Source organism: Anaeromicropila herbilytica (genome assembly GCF_016591975.1).
Lineage (GTDB): Bacteria > Bacillota > Clostridia > Lachnospirales > Lachnospiraceae > Anaeromicropila > Anaeromicropila herbilytica.
Genome location: NZ_AP024169.1, coordinates 671,347 through 686,410 on the forward strand (window position 1 = coordinate 671,347; position 15,064 = coordinate 686,410).

The 15,064-nt window shown below is 32.5% G+C and carries 14 protein-coding genes; 13 read left to right on the forward strand and 1 reads right to left on the reverse strand.

Going from position 1 to position 15,064, the window contains the following annotated elements; genetic code table 11:
- Window positions 1-160: 160 nt before the first annotated feature.
- The 10 genes from bsdtb5_RS02820 to bsdtb5_RS02865 all read left to right on the forward strand — a co-directional run bounded on the left by bsdtb5_RS02820 (window position 161) and on the right by bsdtb5_RS02865 (window position 10,747).
- The gene (locus bsdtb5_RS02820; RefSeq protein ID WP_271714538.1) at window positions 161-874 is read left to right on the forward strand and encodes a response regulator transcription factor; all 714 of its coding nucleotides are present in this window, start codon (window positions 161-163) and stop codon (window positions 872-874) included.
- A 15-nt stretch (window positions 875-889) separates the two neighbouring features.
- Window positions 890-1,813, forward strand: coding sequence for a sensor histidine kinase (locus bsdtb5_RS02825; RefSeq protein ID WP_271714539.1), 924 nt, complete (start codon window positions 890-892; stop codon window positions 1,811-1,813).
- 138 nt (window positions 1,814-1,951) lie between these two features.
- Window positions 1,952-3,439: a serine hydrolase domain-containing protein gene (locus bsdtb5_RS02830; RefSeq protein ID WP_271714540.1), complete on the forward strand. Its 1,488-nt coding sequence runs from the start codon at window positions 1,952-1,954 to the stop codon at window positions 3,437-3,439.
- Window positions 3,440-3,509: 70 nt separating this feature from the next.
- The gene (locus tag bsdtb5_RS02835; protein ID WP_271716041.1) at window positions 3,510-4,325 is read left to right on the forward strand and encodes an ATP-binding cassette domain-containing protein; all 816 of its coding nucleotides are present in this window, start codon (window positions 3,510-3,512) and stop codon (window positions 4,323-4,325) included.
- 5 nt (window positions 4,326-4,330) lie between these two features.
- The gene (locus bsdtb5_RS02840) at window positions 4,331-5,053 is read left to right on the forward strand and encodes an ABC transporter permease (RefSeq protein ID WP_271714541.1); all 723 of its coding nucleotides are present in this window, start codon (window positions 4,331-4,333) and stop codon (window positions 5,051-5,053) included.
- Window positions 5,054-5,153: 100 nt separating this feature from the next.
- Window positions 5,154-5,816, forward strand: a complete 663-nt coding sequence (locus bsdtb5_RS02845) for a response regulator transcription factor (RefSeq protein ID WP_271714542.1) — start codon at window positions 5,154-5,156, stop codon at window positions 5,814-5,816.
- On the forward strand, window positions 5,804-6,901 hold the full coding sequence (locus bsdtb5_RS02850) for a sensor histidine kinase (protein WP_271714543.1): 1,098 nt from the start codon (window positions 5,804-5,806) through the stop codon (window positions 6,899-6,901). Before bsdtb5_RS02845 ends, bsdtb5_RS02850 begins: the two co-directional genes overlap by 13 nt.
- 163 nt (window positions 6,902-7,064) lie before the next feature.
- Window positions 7,065-7,949: an alpha/beta fold hydrolase gene (locus tag bsdtb5_RS02855; RefSeq protein ID WP_271714544.1), complete on the forward strand. Its 885-nt coding sequence runs from the start codon at window positions 7,065-7,067 to the stop codon at window positions 7,947-7,949.
- A gap of 350 nt (window positions 7,950-8,299) precedes the next feature.
- Window positions 8,300-9,034, forward strand: a complete 735-nt coding sequence (locus tag bsdtb5_RS02860; RefSeq protein ID WP_271714545.1) for an AAA family ATPase — start codon at window positions 8,300-8,302, stop codon at window positions 9,032-9,034.
- A gap of 33 nt (window positions 9,035-9,067) precedes the next feature.
- Window positions 9,068-10,747: a glycoside hydrolase family 13 protein gene (locus bsdtb5_RS02865; protein ID WP_271714546.1), complete on the forward strand. Its 1,680-nt coding sequence runs from the start codon at window positions 9,068-9,070 to the stop codon at window positions 10,745-10,747.
- Between the two features lie 96 nt (window positions 10,748-10,843).
- Here the strand turns inward: bsdtb5_RS02865 and bsdtb5_RS02870 are convergent, their stop codons facing one another.
- Complete coding sequence (locus bsdtb5_RS02870) at window positions 10,844-11,584, reverse strand: helix-turn-helix domain-containing protein (protein WP_271714547.1); 741 nt, start codon at window positions 11,582-11,584, stop codon at window positions 10,844-10,846.
- Window positions 11,585-11,756: 172 nt separating this feature from the next.
- Here bsdtb5_RS02870 and bsdtb5_RS02875 point away from each other — a divergent pair, with 172 nt between their 5' ends.
- From bsdtb5_RS02875 to bsdtb5_RS02885, 3 genes are all read left to right on the forward strand, one after another.
- Window positions 11,757-13,133 (forward strand): ABC transporter substrate-binding protein, encoded by a 1,377-nt coding sequence (locus bsdtb5_RS02875; RefSeq protein ID WP_271714548.1) that lies wholly within the window; start codon window positions 11,757-11,759, stop codon window positions 13,131-13,133.
- A gap of 98 nt (window positions 13,134-13,231) precedes the next feature.
- The gene (locus tag bsdtb5_RS02880) at window positions 13,232-14,155 is read left to right on the forward strand and encodes a carbohydrate ABC transporter permease (protein ID WP_271714549.1); all 924 of its coding nucleotides are present in this window, start codon (window positions 13,232-13,234) and stop codon (window positions 14,153-14,155) included.
- A gap of 6 nt (window positions 14,156-14,161) precedes the next feature.
- Window positions 14,162-15,022: a carbohydrate ABC transporter permease gene (locus bsdtb5_RS02885; RefSeq protein ID WP_271714550.1), complete on the forward strand. Its 861-nt coding sequence runs from the start codon at window positions 14,162-14,164 to the stop codon at window positions 15,020-15,022.
- Window positions 15,023-15,064 lie beyond the last annotated feature (42 nt).

The following is a 15,064-nucleotide window of genomic DNA, read 5'->3' on the forward strand; positions in this document are numbered from 1 at the left end:
TATAGGAAATTGTTTTTTCAGATTGTGTTGGAGAGGTTTCCATATAGTTTTTAAATATGGAAAATACTTTAATGCATACTGACTCCAAAAGAAAATGACAGATATTATAATTAATGTTACAATAAACCAAAATACTTTTGGGCTAGGAGGTATACAAAAGTTGAAGTATAGAATAATCATTATTGATGACGATGACGATTTAAGAAGACTTTTAAAGAGATGTTTTGAAAATGAAGGATATGATATAGAGACTGCATCAGATGGTGAAGAAGGTCTGAATAAGATAAAATCAGGTAATTACGACTTAATTATTTTGGATATTATGTTACCAAAAATGAATGGAATTGAGGTACTAGAAGAATTAAGAAAAGAGTATATTGTTCCAGTCATTTTATTATCAGCTAAAGAACAGGAAATGGATATTGTTGATGGTCTTAAAAGTGGAGCGGATGATTATATCACAAAGCCATTTCGCCTATCAGAAATAGTTGCTAGAGTTGAGAGTGTATTACGCCGATGCGAGATGATGCAGAGGAAGTTAGCGGATTCAAAAAATGAAATAAAAGATGAGAATATAAGAATGATAGGAAAGCTTCTCATAGATAAAGATAAATGTTTGGTGATGAAAGAGAAGGATGAAATCTTGTTAACTTCAAAAGAATATGAATTATTGTGTTTTCTATCGGATAGACCTGGTCAGATCTATAGTAAACGACAGATCTATGAGAACGTCTGGCATGAAGAGTATGTATATGATGATGATGCAATAATGACCCTTATTCGCAGAGTTCGGTTAAAGATTGAAGATAATCCCTCGGAACCTTATTATATTCAGACAATACGCGGATTAGGTTATCGCTTTTGCAAACAATAAAGGGAGACATAGAATATGATATATGATGTTTTGTACATACTCTGTGCTGGCATTTTACTTCTTTCATTTTTGATATTAATGTTTAAATACATAAGGTTAAGAAGAGAAATTCGTGAGCTAGAGCACAAAATGGAGTACTTAATTACTGATAGTAGCATTCATTATCTTTATACTAAGGAAGGGAGAGATACCGAAACATTAACCTATCAGATTAATCAATTGTTGAATCGTTATCAGAACGAAAAGATAGCCTTAAGTCGTGAGCAGACTGCAAGGAAACAATTGATTTCTAATATATCTCATGATCTTAAGACACCACTTGCAGGAATTATTGGTTATTTAGAGGCAATTGAGAATAATTTAGTTAAGGGTGAAGAACAGAGTGAATATTTAGGGATTGCGCTACATAAGTCTTATGATTTAAAACAAAGGATTAGTGAATTATTTGAATTAGTTCGAATTGATGCAGATGAAATACAATTTCAGATAGAAAAAGTGGAGATTGGAGAGTTACTTCGTCTCATTGCCATAGAGTTTAGTCCAAGATTAGAAGAAGAATCATTTGAATACGATTTTAATATTCTTGAACAACCACATTATATGAAAGTAGATGTGAAGGCATTCATAAGAATGATTCAGAACCTAGTAGATAATGTATTAGAACATGCCAATTGTGGAAAATATCTAGGGATAAGTTCTAATATAGTGAATGATACAATTGTTATTGATATTATTGATCATGGTGGTGGAATTGCTAAGAAGGATTCAAAATATATCTTCGATCGTCTCTATCAAGCAGACGAGGCAAGAAGTAATCACGGTGGACTGGGGCTTGCAATTACTTATGAGCTAGTGAATAGAATGGGTGGAAGTATTAGTTTATATGAAAATACAAAGGAGAAGACTGTATTTCGATTGATTTTTCCAAAGGTACTATAAATGTCAGCTAAATGTCAGATTAGTAATGGCCTAATGTCAGATTCCTTTCTTATAATGTATGTATTCTAGGATTAGAGGTTAGAAACTCTTACAATATCCCAAATCCTAAAATGTATTGTAATTATAGGAGGAAAGAAAATGATATCAAGAAAAAAGAAAATAACAATGGGAATCGTACTAATTGCTACTGTATTATGCGCTTGCTTAAGCTTAGTTAAGGTTCATAATACGTATCATGGTGATACTGTTGAAGAAAAATTAAACTCAGTGATACAAAAGTATCATGTACAAGGAGCATCTTATACCATTATTAAAGATGGAAAAGTTACATCTTCACATAATATAGGGTATGCGAATGTCAAGCAAAAGAAAGTTGTTGATGATAATACTGCTTTTAAAATAGCATCGATATCAAAAACAATGACCGCATATGCGATAATGCAATTAGTAGATCAAAAGAAATTAGATCTCGATACTCCAGTGGAACAATATATTAAAAACTGGAGCTTACCAAAAACAAAGTTTGATAACAGTAAAGTAACACTTAGAACATTAATGAGTCACACATCAGGAATTACAGATAGTTCTGAATTTGGTTATACAGAGCCCCTTCCTACTGTGGTAGAAGCACTAACGCAAAGGGATATTCGATTAAAAAGGGAACCAGGAACAGAATTTGAATATTCCAGTTTTAGTGGATTTGCGATATGTCAACTTATTATTGAAAATGTTACAGGTGAAAAGTTTGAGGACTACATGAAGGGTCATGTCTTTGCTAAGTTAGATATGAAAAGGGCAGGGTATTATAACAAAAGTGAAGAAAATATAACACTAGCTACGCCATATGCAGGATTAAATAAACCTGTTGGTGTAACACCAATTGTAATGACAGGAGCTGGAGGAGTATCCGCAACCTCATCCGATATGGCTAACTTTGTAATTGGTATGATAGATTACTATCAATCTAGTAATCGTCAAATGTTTCAAACGCAGAAAAACACCAAATCTGTTTTTGGAACCTATGGGCTTGGAATTATACCACATAAATTAGACAATGGTACTATTGTCTATGAACACAACGGAACACTCACTGGTTGGAATGCTCAGATTGCATTTGAACCAAAAAGTAAGAATGGAATGGTATTTCTGTGTAATTCAGATAAAGGATATTATCTAACCAATGAAGTTATGCGTATATGGAGCAAAGAAGTCAATGGTTATGGAGTAGAAGATAAAGCATTTGAAAATTCCATGGCTAACATTATCAATGCTATCTGGATTACTGTTACAGTAGTAGGAAGTCTACTTATCTTTACATTAATTCAAGGCCTATATAATAAGAAAAGAGAGAGAGTAAAGGGAAGAAAAAATATTATAAAATTAATAGTATCGATTCTAGTGTCTTGCATTTTACTAGCTGGGTGGTATATGGTTATGTATTCTGATTACATATTCAGTACAAGATTCCAAACACCAAATTATTATCCATTCACGTTCTTTACAAGAAATATTGACTGGATTGGATATTCCCTTATTTTCATAATCATAGTTATTGTAGTAAGAAGATTATATCCTAAAAAGTTAAAGAATACAGGAGATGAGATAAATAAAAAAAATAGAGTTTAGTAATGTATCGAAAAATTATAAATTAGAGAATGGAATACATAATCTAACCTTTGATGTAGGTGATGGAATAATCTATGCGTTATACGGAAGAAATCGAGCTGGTTTATCTTCCGTTTTGAGGTTAGCATCTGGCTTGGATGAGCCCGATTACGGAGATATTCGATTGTTTGGTAAGAACATCCAGACTCAGAAAAAGCACTTGCTTCCTTCGATTGGTGTTTTATTAGATCCCCCTGCTGTGTATACGAATTTAACAGTGGAAGACAATTTAAGAGTATTAGAAATGATAAGGCCAAAGCAAAAACGAAATATGGCAGATGATATGATGGAACAATTGGGTATTAGCAGATATAAAAGTAAAAAAGCAAATACTCTGGATGCAGATCAAAAGAAGAGGTTAGGTTTAGCAATTGCATTACTTCATGATCCTGAAATTTTAATATTAGATGAACCATTTCGTGGCTTTGACTTTAATGGAATGAAAGAAGTTAGTAGATTATTAAAAAACTTATGTGACGAATATGGAAAAACGATTCTACTGAGCAGTCATACATTAAGTGAAGTTGAGAATGTAGCAGATTGCATTGGGTATATGGAGCAGGGAAACTTAATTGAAGAAATCTTTACAAAGGATAAGGAAGAGATCAATAGACAGTATATATACCTTGTGGTTGATCATGTTTCAAATATCATTCCAATTATAGAACGTGATCTTGACATTCATAACTTTCATGTTGTAAATGATAATTCATTGAAAATATTTGATTTAAGTAAGGATAGTGGAGAAATTAACACCTGCTTGAACCGAAATGGTGTTATCGTTAAGGAAATATATATGCATAAAGGATCCTTACAAGAATATTTAAATGAGATTGGTAGGAGGTAGCTTAAGTGTCAAGATTAATAAGATCAGAAATCTTAAAATTAAAGAACACTCCTTTTTATAAAGTGCTAATTGGTATTAGCATTATTCTCCCATTGATTGGAACAGAGATTAACGCTAGTTCATTGAAACAAAGTTCATGGGAAAGCTTTATCAATCAGAATCTATGGATTTCTATCATGCTTGTATGGCTAATTTATCTTCTAGTATTAGGATGTTTTTTGTTTATTCGTGAAAAAGAAGAAAGAACGATTGATAATCTATTTATAATACCAATTGGAAGAATAGAACTTGTGATAGCAAAGTTAGTTGTTTTGTTTCTCTTTACACTTATGATTACTACTTTATCATATGTAACAAACTTGTTTTATTTAATTCTTGGATTTTCGGTTGATGGAAAAGAATTTGTATTAGGATTTGTAAAATACATATCTGGTGGTATTTTGATGTTTGGAGCGTTACTTCTAGTTTATGGAATGATTCATCTTTTCAATGTGAAATATTTTGGTGCATTTATCATAAGTGCGGTATACTTAATCATCTCGTTTGTAGGAATGTGGAATCCATATGCATCATCATTATTACCTAGTGTTGCTGTTTTAAGGATCATTGGGTGTGGCTATCAGATCTCATATGGGTATCCCTTTGATATCTCAGTATACTCGTATGTACTTAATGTATGTATCAATGTAGTTCTTCTATTCTTGTATGGATATAAAAATAATAAGTAATAAATTAAAATTTTAAAATCTTTAAAGAATCTTTAAAATTATTATATAAAATGCTCTTTGAAAGGAGCGAAGAAAAGTAGTATAAGGAGAAAGACGAATAATGGCGAAAATACTGGTTCTTGATGATGAAGAGAAAATCTTAAAATTAATAAAAAATATTCTACTCCTTGAGGGACATGCCGTAACCTTATGTTGCAATTATGATGAAGTAGATGATAATAAGCTTCCATGGTATGATTTGATTTTGTTAGATATTATGATGCCAGGAACGGATGGATTTGAAGTCTGCAAACAGATCCGAGATAAGGTGGATTGTCCAATACTGTTTATTACTGCGAAAGCAGAGGAAGAAGACCTTGTATACGGGCTTGGATTAGGAGCAGATGATTATATCAAAAAACCCTTTGGTATGGAGGAACTTAAGTCAAGAATCAATGCTCATCTTAGAAGAGAAAAACGGAATCATAGTGTAGTAATACAGTCAGGGAATATTCGATTTGATTTACAAGGAATGAGAGTAATGGTTGAGGATGAGAGTATTAATCTGACCAAAGGAGAATATCAGATATGCGAATTTCTAGTCAAGAACAAAGGGCATGTGTTTTCCAGAGAGCAGATATATGAAGCAGTCTTTGGATACGATGGAGAAAGTAATGATAGTACGATTGCAACCCATATTATGAATATTCGTAATAAGTTAAGCGAAGTAGGCGTTTCACCAATTAAGACAGTTTGGGGGATCGGATATCAGTGGGAAAGTTAAATCGTATAAAGAAGAGCAAGAAGACGCTAACATCAATGGTAGTAAAAGCAGTTTATGGCATTGGATGTTCAATCTTAACCTTAACAGCATGCATACTGTTATATTTATCTGCAGTACAGAATCATAAATTACTGACACCAGAAATATATGTTCGGGTTATAAATGTAATTGTTATAGGATATATTATAGTGGTTATATTTCTAACTATTTTATTTCCGATTCTGACCTCCAGAAAGATAAAGAAAAAAGGTCAGACCATTATAAATGTAGTAGAAAAAATAAAATCAAGGAATCTGGATTTTGAGATCACACCAAGTGGAGTAAAAGAGATTGATCAAATTCTAAGTAGTATGGATGACATGCGTCTTGCTTTAAAGCAGTCTCTTGAAAATGAGTGGCGAATGGAGCATAATCGTAAACAGCAGATATCCGCTCTAACACATGACCTAAAGACTCCGATTACCATATTGAAGGGAAATCTGGAACTAATGCAGACGAGAGAGCTAGATAATCTATGTAAAGATTATTTACAGGATGCAAAGGGTAGTCTTGAACAAATGGAGCTATATCTCAATCAGCTTTTAGAGATGACTCGCGCAGAACGTGGTTATCATATACATAAAGAAAATGTAGATATTGCAAGATTCATAGAACAAACAGTATCACCATTAAGTAGAATAGCCAGTGAAAAGAGAATAACAATCTTAACAGAGTTAGTAGAAAAGGATATTGTTGTGGCGGTGGATAGCATATTATTTGAACGTGTGATTAATAACCTGATAACAAATGCCATAGATTTTACACCAGCAGATGGTTGTATTAAGATAATACTGAATCGGATAGAAGATTATGCCATGATTACAATTAAAGATACAGGGACGGGATTTAGCAATAATACTTTAAAACATGGAACAGAGCAGTTTTACATGGAGGATGCAAGCAGAGGGCGAAAAAACCATTACGGGTTAGGATTATTTATTGCTGATTCAATTGTAAAACAACATTCTGGAATTATGAAGTTAGCCAATGATGAAGGGACTGGAGGAGCAAAGGTAATCATTCAGATACCCATATTAAAAGAATAATAATAAAACAAACTACTTTTCCAAATATATTATGAAAAATAAACTAAATAAATTAATAAAGATTATTAGGAATCTATTGATAGGCCTATTACTACTAGTGATAATCTTTATCATAGGAACTACAATCTGGAACAGTGTACTATGCACAAAAGAAGATAAGTTATTGAATCAAGTAGGCAAAGAAGTTAAGGTAAATGGTGTTAATATAAGAGTATCCGTTATAGGAAAAGGAGAAAAGACCATTGTATTATTAAGTGGAATGGGAACACCAAGTCCAATTATTGATTTTAAACCGCTTGCAGAAAAACTAAGTGATTCTTACCGAGTAGTTACAATAGAGTATACAGGATATGGTTTAAGTGAAGATGCGAACATTGATAGAAGTAATAAAGCAATTGTAGAGGAAGTCAGAGAGACGTTAAAAGAACTAAATATCAAACCACCATATATTCTTATGCCTCATTCGATATCAGGAGTTTACTGTATGCAGTACATGAAAATGTACCCAAATGAGGTAGAAGCAATGATTGGTATTGATTCTTCTGTACCAAATCAAGGAAAATATGAAGAGGGTATTAATATTTCTAAAGGACTTTATTACTTAGCCCGCTTTTTGGATGTGACAGGTCTTAATAGACTTTCTAATATATCTGGAATGCCATTATTGAAAGTTATGAAGGCAAGTGGAAGCTATTCAAATGAAGACATCAAGATTGTCACTGCTTTATGTAATAGAAAACAAGTAACCCGAGCATTTTTTAATGAAAGCAAAGCGATGAGAAAGAATTTTAAGTCATTATATGATATGAAGTATCCAGCGGATAAGCCAATTTTATTTTTCTTAAGTAATACTTCCTGTAAAGAGCTTAAAATTGAACTTAATAAAAGGGGACATAATGCTACTTGGGAAGGATTACATGAAGAAGTTATATCGAATCCAGATATTCAGAAGATTAAGTATTTAGATGGGGCACATTATCTGCATAGGACACAGTCAGATAAAATGGCCGATATGACAAAAGAATTCTTAAAGGAATATGTAAGATAATTAAAAAGACTATTCATTAGAGAGAGTTAATAAAGTCTATAAAATGTTATAAGAATACGTTAGATATAATGAAAACTTTGAGCTAGGGAAAGTGATATGATTCCCCTTATGTAGACAAGGTAAATAACCAAAATCTACTTATGAGGAGTCATATCAAAGTATATTCCTTGGCTTAATTTTTTTATAATGTATTAATTATAGTGATAATTAATACAAATCTTTTTTCAGAAATGAAACAATCCAATATGATATGACAGATATATTAAATGATGGTACAATAATCATTAGAAGATTTACCTAAAAGAATAATTGGTGATAAGATAGTTATATACCAAGAAAGGAAAAGAATAATGAGTGGAAGTTATATCCAAAGTATTCGTGTTGATTGGGATGAAATAGACGGTGATTCTTATTTGAATAATATATCAGCAATTAAAGAGATGAATAAACTAGACTTTAATAAGAATATCACTTTTTTTGTTGGGGAAAATGGTACGGGCAAATCTACTTTGATTGAGGCAATTGCGGTTGCGTATGGGTTCAATCCAGAAGGCGGTACTATGAACTATAGATTTAGCACCTTTGATGATGTATCAGAATTAAGTAGTGCGATTCGTATGGTAAAAGGGTATAAGCGTCCAAAGTCGAATTATTTTTTTCGTGCTGAAAGCTTTTTTAATGTTGCAAGTAAGGCAGAAGATTATCGCGATCAACCGAAAGAAATATACTATGCAAGATATGGTGGGAAATCATTACATGAGCAATCACATGGAGAGAGCTTTTTGGCGTATTTTCAATCATTTGAGAAGGAAGGCATCTATATTATGGATGAGCCAGAAGCTGCGTTATCTCCACAAAGACAGTTAACATTATTTATTCAAATTGCAAAGATGGCGAAGAATGGTTCTCAATTTATAATAGCAACTCATTCACCTATACTATTAGGAATACCGGGAGCAGATATTTTTTCTTTTGATCAGGGTGAACTTCATAAGAGTGAATTGGAAGAAACGGAAAGCTATCAAGTTATGGAGATGTTTATTAACAATAGAGATATGCTAGTAAATCAATTATTACAAGATTAAGAAATAATATCAATTATTCGTAGGAGGTACAGAATGGAACAAAAGTGGTGGAAAGAAAGCGTCATATATCAAATCTATCCAAGAAGTTTCAAGGACAGTAATGGGGATGGCATCGGAGATATAAAAGGTATCATAGAAAAGCTTGATTATCTTAACATGCTAGGAATTAATGTTATTTGGCTATCACCAGTTTATAAGTCACCAAATGATGATAATGGTTATGATATTAGCGATTATCAGGATATCATGGATGAGTTTGGAACTATGGAGGATTTTGATATTTTATTACAAGAGGCTCATCAAAGAGGCATCAAGATAATTATGGATCTTGTTGTAAACCATACCTCCGATGAACATAAGTGGTTTACCCAAAGTAAATCGTCAGTTGATAATGAATACAGAGATTATTATATCTGGAAAAAAGGAATAGATGGACAACCACCGAACAATTGGGGTTCCTGCTTCGGTGGTTCTGCATGGGAATACGATAGCACTACAGACATGTATTACTTACATCTGTTCTCAAAGAAGCAACCAGACCTTAACTGGGAGAATAAAGTACTAAGAAATAAAGTTTATGACATGATGAAATGGTGGCTTGATAAGGGGATTGATGGTTTTCGGATGGATGTCATTAATATGATATCGAAAGATCAGAGATATCCTGATGGATATGTAAATGAAAAGGCAGTATACGGTGATATAACGCCTTTCGTATTTAATGGACCAAAGGTACACGAATTTCTTAAAGAAATGAACCGAGAAGTACTTTCTAAGTATGATATTATGACGGTTGGAGAGACGCCTGCGGTTAGTCCATCCGATGCAGTCAATTATGTAGGAAATGATAGAAATGAATTAAACATGGTATTCCAATTTGAACATGTAGACATAGGGAATGGTCTGGAAGGAAAATGGAGCAATCTTGGATATAAGGTTAGTGAGCTGAAAGATATATTAAGTAAATGGCAGCTTGGATTACAAGATGATGGTTGGAATAGTCTTTTCTTAGATAATCATGATCAACCACGTGCAGTATCCAGATATGGAAATGATAAGGAATACTGGTGTGAGTCAGCTAAAATGCTTGCAACTATGCTTCATATGATGAGAGGAACACCATATATTTATCAAGGCGAAGAACTTGGAATGACAAATGTGGCATTTGATCATATAGAAGATTATAAGGATATTGAAACTCTAAATGCCTATAAAGAACTTGTAGGAATAAGAGGGAAAGATCCAGAAGAAATGATGAAAGCAATCCATGACAGAAGTCGCGACAATGCTCGTACACCAGTACAATGGGATGATAGTGAATATGCAGGATTTACTACCGGTACACCATGGATTAAAGTAAACCCAAATTATGCGTCGATTAACGCGAAAGTACAGATTCATGATAAGGACTCTATTTTTAACTATTACAGAAAGCTTATTAAGCTTAGAAAAGAACATAAAGTTATTGTTTATGGTGATTATCAATTATTATATGAAGACCATGAATCACTATTTGCTTATACAAGAACATTAGATAATGAAACACTTCTGGTAATTTGCAGTTTTGACACCAATCAGATTACTTTTGAACTACCTGAGAATATATTATATAATACGAATTCACTTCTTATTAGCAATTATCCTGTGGAGGATATGAATATTGTAAAGGTTGAATTAAGGCCATACGAAGCAAGAGTATATTTGCTACAATAGTTAAGCATAAAAAGGTATAAGATTTCAGTTAAGAGACTGATTACTTATACCTTTTTATAGTGCAAAGCCACATCACATATGCTATAGAAATATTAATTACCAAGAGTTATGATAATATTTATCTCGATATTTTTTTGGCGTTAAGCCAACTTGTTTCTCGAAAGTATGAATAAAGTGACTTTGAGAAGCGAAAGCTAGATAATTTGCAATTTCAATTGAAGTAAAATCAGAGTATTTTAATAAGTTCTGAGCTTTTTCAATCTTCTTTTCGCGAATATAATCGCTGATAGAAATACCTAGTTCCTGTTTAAATAGTCTTGATAAATAGCTTTTGGATAGATTTGTATAATTGGAAAGATCATCAACCGTAACTCTATCATGAATGTGGTTATAAATATAGTCTGTGCATAACAATATTGATTTTGATATGATTGAACTATTTTTAAGTAATAACATTTTTCCAGTAAAATCTAATGCCATGTTATCATGAAGTTCTGTAACAGCTTGAATTGTTGAACAGTTATCTAATTTTAATATGTAAAAATCGCTTAATCGATAGGCTTGTTCGAATTCCATTCCCCCTTCTACACAGTGTCTAGTTATCATTGCAACAGAAATAACAAAGTGGTATTTCATGTTTATTAGTGAATTTTTGGATAATACTCCAATTCCATCTGGATTAGAAAAGCCACCCTTTTGACAGTCCTCACGGACATAATTCATGTCTCCCGACTTCACAGCCTGATAAAATGAGTATTCGAATTCTATTGGTTTATGTTTCGTTAATAGTTCATTATCAAAAACTTCTTTTAAATACCATTCATTTTGTAAACTCATAATTTTATCCTCTTTTTTGAAAAGGTGTTAATAAATTACAATTACAGGATAATTATGGCACGAATTTGATATTTTTGCAATAATTTTTATATAACTATATTATAAAAATCATTATAATAATGTTGCAACGTTAAGTAATTGCTATAAAAATTAAAAACGGAGGAGATTAAGTATGAAGAAAAAGTTATTAAGTGTCTTACTTACAACAGTATTAGTAACTACTATGTTCACTGGATGTGGTAATTCAAAAACTGATTCTGAAAAAACAAATGCAGGGGGATCTGTAAAGAAGGAATCAACAGCTGATGTAAAAGAGGGGAAAAAGGTAAATATTTATTGTTGGAACGATGAGTTTAAGAGCCGTTATGAAGCTTATGCAAAAGACCTTGCAGAGAAACATGGGGTAGAGGTTAATTTTGTAATTGTAGCAAATGAGAATAATGCATATCAGAATAATCTTGATACAGCATTACAAGCTCAGGAATCAGCTGCAGCTGATGATAAAGTTGATTTATTCTTAGTTGAAGCAGATTATGCAAGCAAGTATACAAAATCTGAGTATGCACTTGATGTAGTTGGTGATGTAGGTCTTACAAAAGAAGATCTTGCTGGCCAATATCAATATACTAAAGATATTGTAACTGTAGATGGTGTTCAAAAAGGTACTACATGGCAAGCAACTCCAGGATTATTCGCTTACAGACGTTCTATTGCTAAAAAGGTTCTTGGAACAGATGATCCAACACAAGTACAAGCAGCTTTAAGCGATTGGAGTAAATTTGATCAAGTAGCAGCAAAAGCAAGCGCTGCTGGTTACAAGATGCTTTCTGGTTATGATGATTCTTACAGAGCATTTTCTAACAATGTATCTAAACCATGGGTAGATGGTACTAAGATTGTAGTAGATGATAATCTTATGAACTGGGTAAAACAGACAAAAGACTACACAGATAAAGCATATAACAATAAAACAACACTTTGGGCTCCTGAATGGAGTGCAGACCAAGGTCCAGATGGTAAAGTATTTGGATTCTTCTATTCAACATGGGGAATTAACTTTACATTAATGGGTAACTCATTATCAGATGCAAAAGGTAAGAAAGAAGTTGGAAATGGTATCTACGGTGACTATGCAGTATGTGAAGGACCACAAGCTTATTACTGGGGTGGAACATGGCTATGTGCTGCAAAAGGATCAGACAACTTACCATTTATTAAAGATTTAATGTATCGTTTAACTTGTGATGCTAAGACAATGAAACAAATCACATTAGATACTCAAGATTATACTAATAATCAAGCAGCTATGGAAGAAATCGCAAAGAGCGATTATAAATCAGATTTCTTAGGTGGACAAAATCATATCGCTTTATTTGCAGAAGCAGCTAAGAAAATTGATATGAGTAACATCAGTGATTATGATCAAGGCTTAAATGAAGCATTCCAACAGTCTATGCATGAATACTTTGAAGGAAATGTTGATGAAAAGACAGCATTAGATAATTTCTATACATCAGCTATGGAAAAATATCCTGAATTAACAAAATAATTAGTAGCATAACAACCATAGGTAAAAGGGCTTCTGTGAATCATTTTTACGAAGAATGCCCTTTTACTTTTGAAATTTATTCGGAATAGGAGAAAATCATGAAATCTTCTAATGCAAAAAAAGGAAAACTTGTAAGTTATTCAAAGTGGGGGTATATCTTTTTAATACCATTCTTTCTAGTTTATTTTATTTTTTCATTTATACCTATGATTTCAACGTTTTACTATAGTTTTTTTGAAAACTATATGTCTGGACTTAATGTAATTGGTCCAAAGTTTGTTGGATTTGATAATTTTGTAAAATTATTTACCGAAGCAGATTTACTTAAGTATACAGAAAATACATTGATTATGTGGGTTCTAGGTTTTGTCCCACAGATCGCAGTTTCTCTGCTTTTAGCTGCATGGTTTACTAATACCAGATTAAAACTAAAATGTTCTGGTTTTTTCAAAACTGTTATTTATATGCCAAATCTAATTATGGCATCTGCTTTCTCCATGTTATTTTTTACGTTGTTTGCAAATAATGGCCCAGTCAATATGCTTTTGACGGATGCAGGAATCATTAAAGAACCATGTCACTTTATGTCTATCACAATGGGTGCTCGTAGTTTAATTGCATCAATGAACTTTTTAATGTGGTTTGGAAATACAACCATATTACTAATGGCAGGTATGATGGGTATTGATACCGCATTATTTGAAGCTGCAGAGGTGGATGGAGCAACATCCTTCCAAGTATTTTCAAAGATTACAATGCCATTGTTGAAACCTATTATGGCATTCGTAATGATTACATCTCTCATTGGTGGTTTACAGATGTTCGATTTACCACAGATCTTGACAAACGGAAAAGGTGGACCTGATAGAACAACAATGACCTTGATTATGTACTTAAATAATCATCTATTTAGTAAAAACTATGGTATGGCAGGTGCTTTATCAGTTATTATCTTTATAATTACAGGCGCATTGAGCATTGTGGTATTTAAGTTATTAACGGGTCAGAAGGAGGAGAGGTAATTGAATATGAAAAAACAAGAAAACAGCAGATCACTGAGTTTGGATATTAAACGAATCCTTTGTTATATTGTATTAGTTATCTTATCCGTTGCCTGCTTAATACCATTTTATATGTTATTTGTTAATGCAACGAGAGCACATGTTGATATACAACGAGGATTTTCAGTTATACCAGGAAAATTTTTGATAACGAACATATCGAATGTATTAAATAATTCCACAATTTTAATTGTAAGAGGTATGATTAACAGTCTCATTATTTCTTCTCTGACAGTTATACTTTCTGTTTATTTTTCAGCAATGACAGCATATGCAATACACGCATATGAATTTAAGTTAAAGAATTTTGTATTTAACTTTATATTACTTATCATGACAATTCCAGCACAGGTTAGTGCTCTTGGTTTTATTAAAGAAATGAACATGATGAATTTAAAAGATACTTTCATTCCATTAATTATTCCAGCAATTGCTGCGCCAGCTTGCTTTTTCTTTATGAAGCAATATATGGAGAGTTCAATTCCACTAGAAATCGTGGAAGCAGCTAGAATTGATGGTTCGAATGAGTTCCATACATTTAACTGGGTAATTATGCCGATGATGAAACCAGCACTAGCAGTACAGGCTATTTTTGGATTTGTTGCAAGTTGGAATAATTATTTTACCCCAGCGCTAATTTTAACAAGTGCGGAGAAAAAGACGTTACCTTTATGGATTGCATACATAAGAAGTGCGGATTTTACAAAGTTTGATATGGGACAATTGTATATGATGATAGCTTTCTCAATCTTCCCAGTTATTATTATATACCTAATACTTTCAAAATTTATTGTTCAGGGTGTTACCCTTGGTGGTGTTAAGGGATAATGTAACAATGATGTTAAGGCTTTCAAGACTAAATCGTAAGTA

Bases quoted from the DNA above. Each gene is read 5' to 3' on its own strand.
- bsdtb5_RS02825 (WP_271714539.1), top strand. From the start codon at position 890: ATGATATATGATGTTTTGTACATACTCTGTGCTGGCATTTTACTTCTT.
- bsdtb5_RS02830 (WP_271714540.1), top strand. From the start codon at position 1,952: ATGATATCAAGAAAAAAGAAAATAACAATGGGAATCGTACTAATTGCT.
- bsdtb5_RS02845 (WP_271714542.1), top strand. From the start codon at position 5,154: ATGGCGAAAATACTGGTTCTTGATGATGAAGAGAAAATCTTAAAATTA.
- bsdtb5_RS02860 (WP_271714545.1), top strand. From the start codon at position 8,300: ATGAGTGGAAGTTATATCCAAAGTATTCGTGTTGATTGGGATGAAATA.
- bsdtb5_RS02865 (WP_271714546.1), top strand. From the start codon at position 9,068: ATGGAACAAAAGTGGTGGAAAGAAAGCGTCATATATCAAATCTATCCA.
- bsdtb5_RS02870 (WP_271714547.1), bottom strand. From the start codon at position 11,584: ATGAGTTTACAAAATGAATGGTATTTAAAAGAAGTTTTTGATAATGAA.
- bsdtb5_RS02875 (WP_271714548.1), top strand. From the start codon at position 11,757: ATGAAGAAAAAGTTATTAAGTGTCTTACTTACAACAGTATTAGTAACT.
- bsdtb5_RS02880 (WP_271714549.1), top strand. From the start codon at position 13,232: ATGAAATCTTCTAATGCAAAAAAAGGAAAACTTGTAAGTTATTCAAAG.
- bsdtb5_RS02885 (WP_271714550.1), top strand. From the start codon at position 14,162: ATGAAAAAACAAGAAAACAGCAGATCACTGAGTTTGGATATTAAACGA.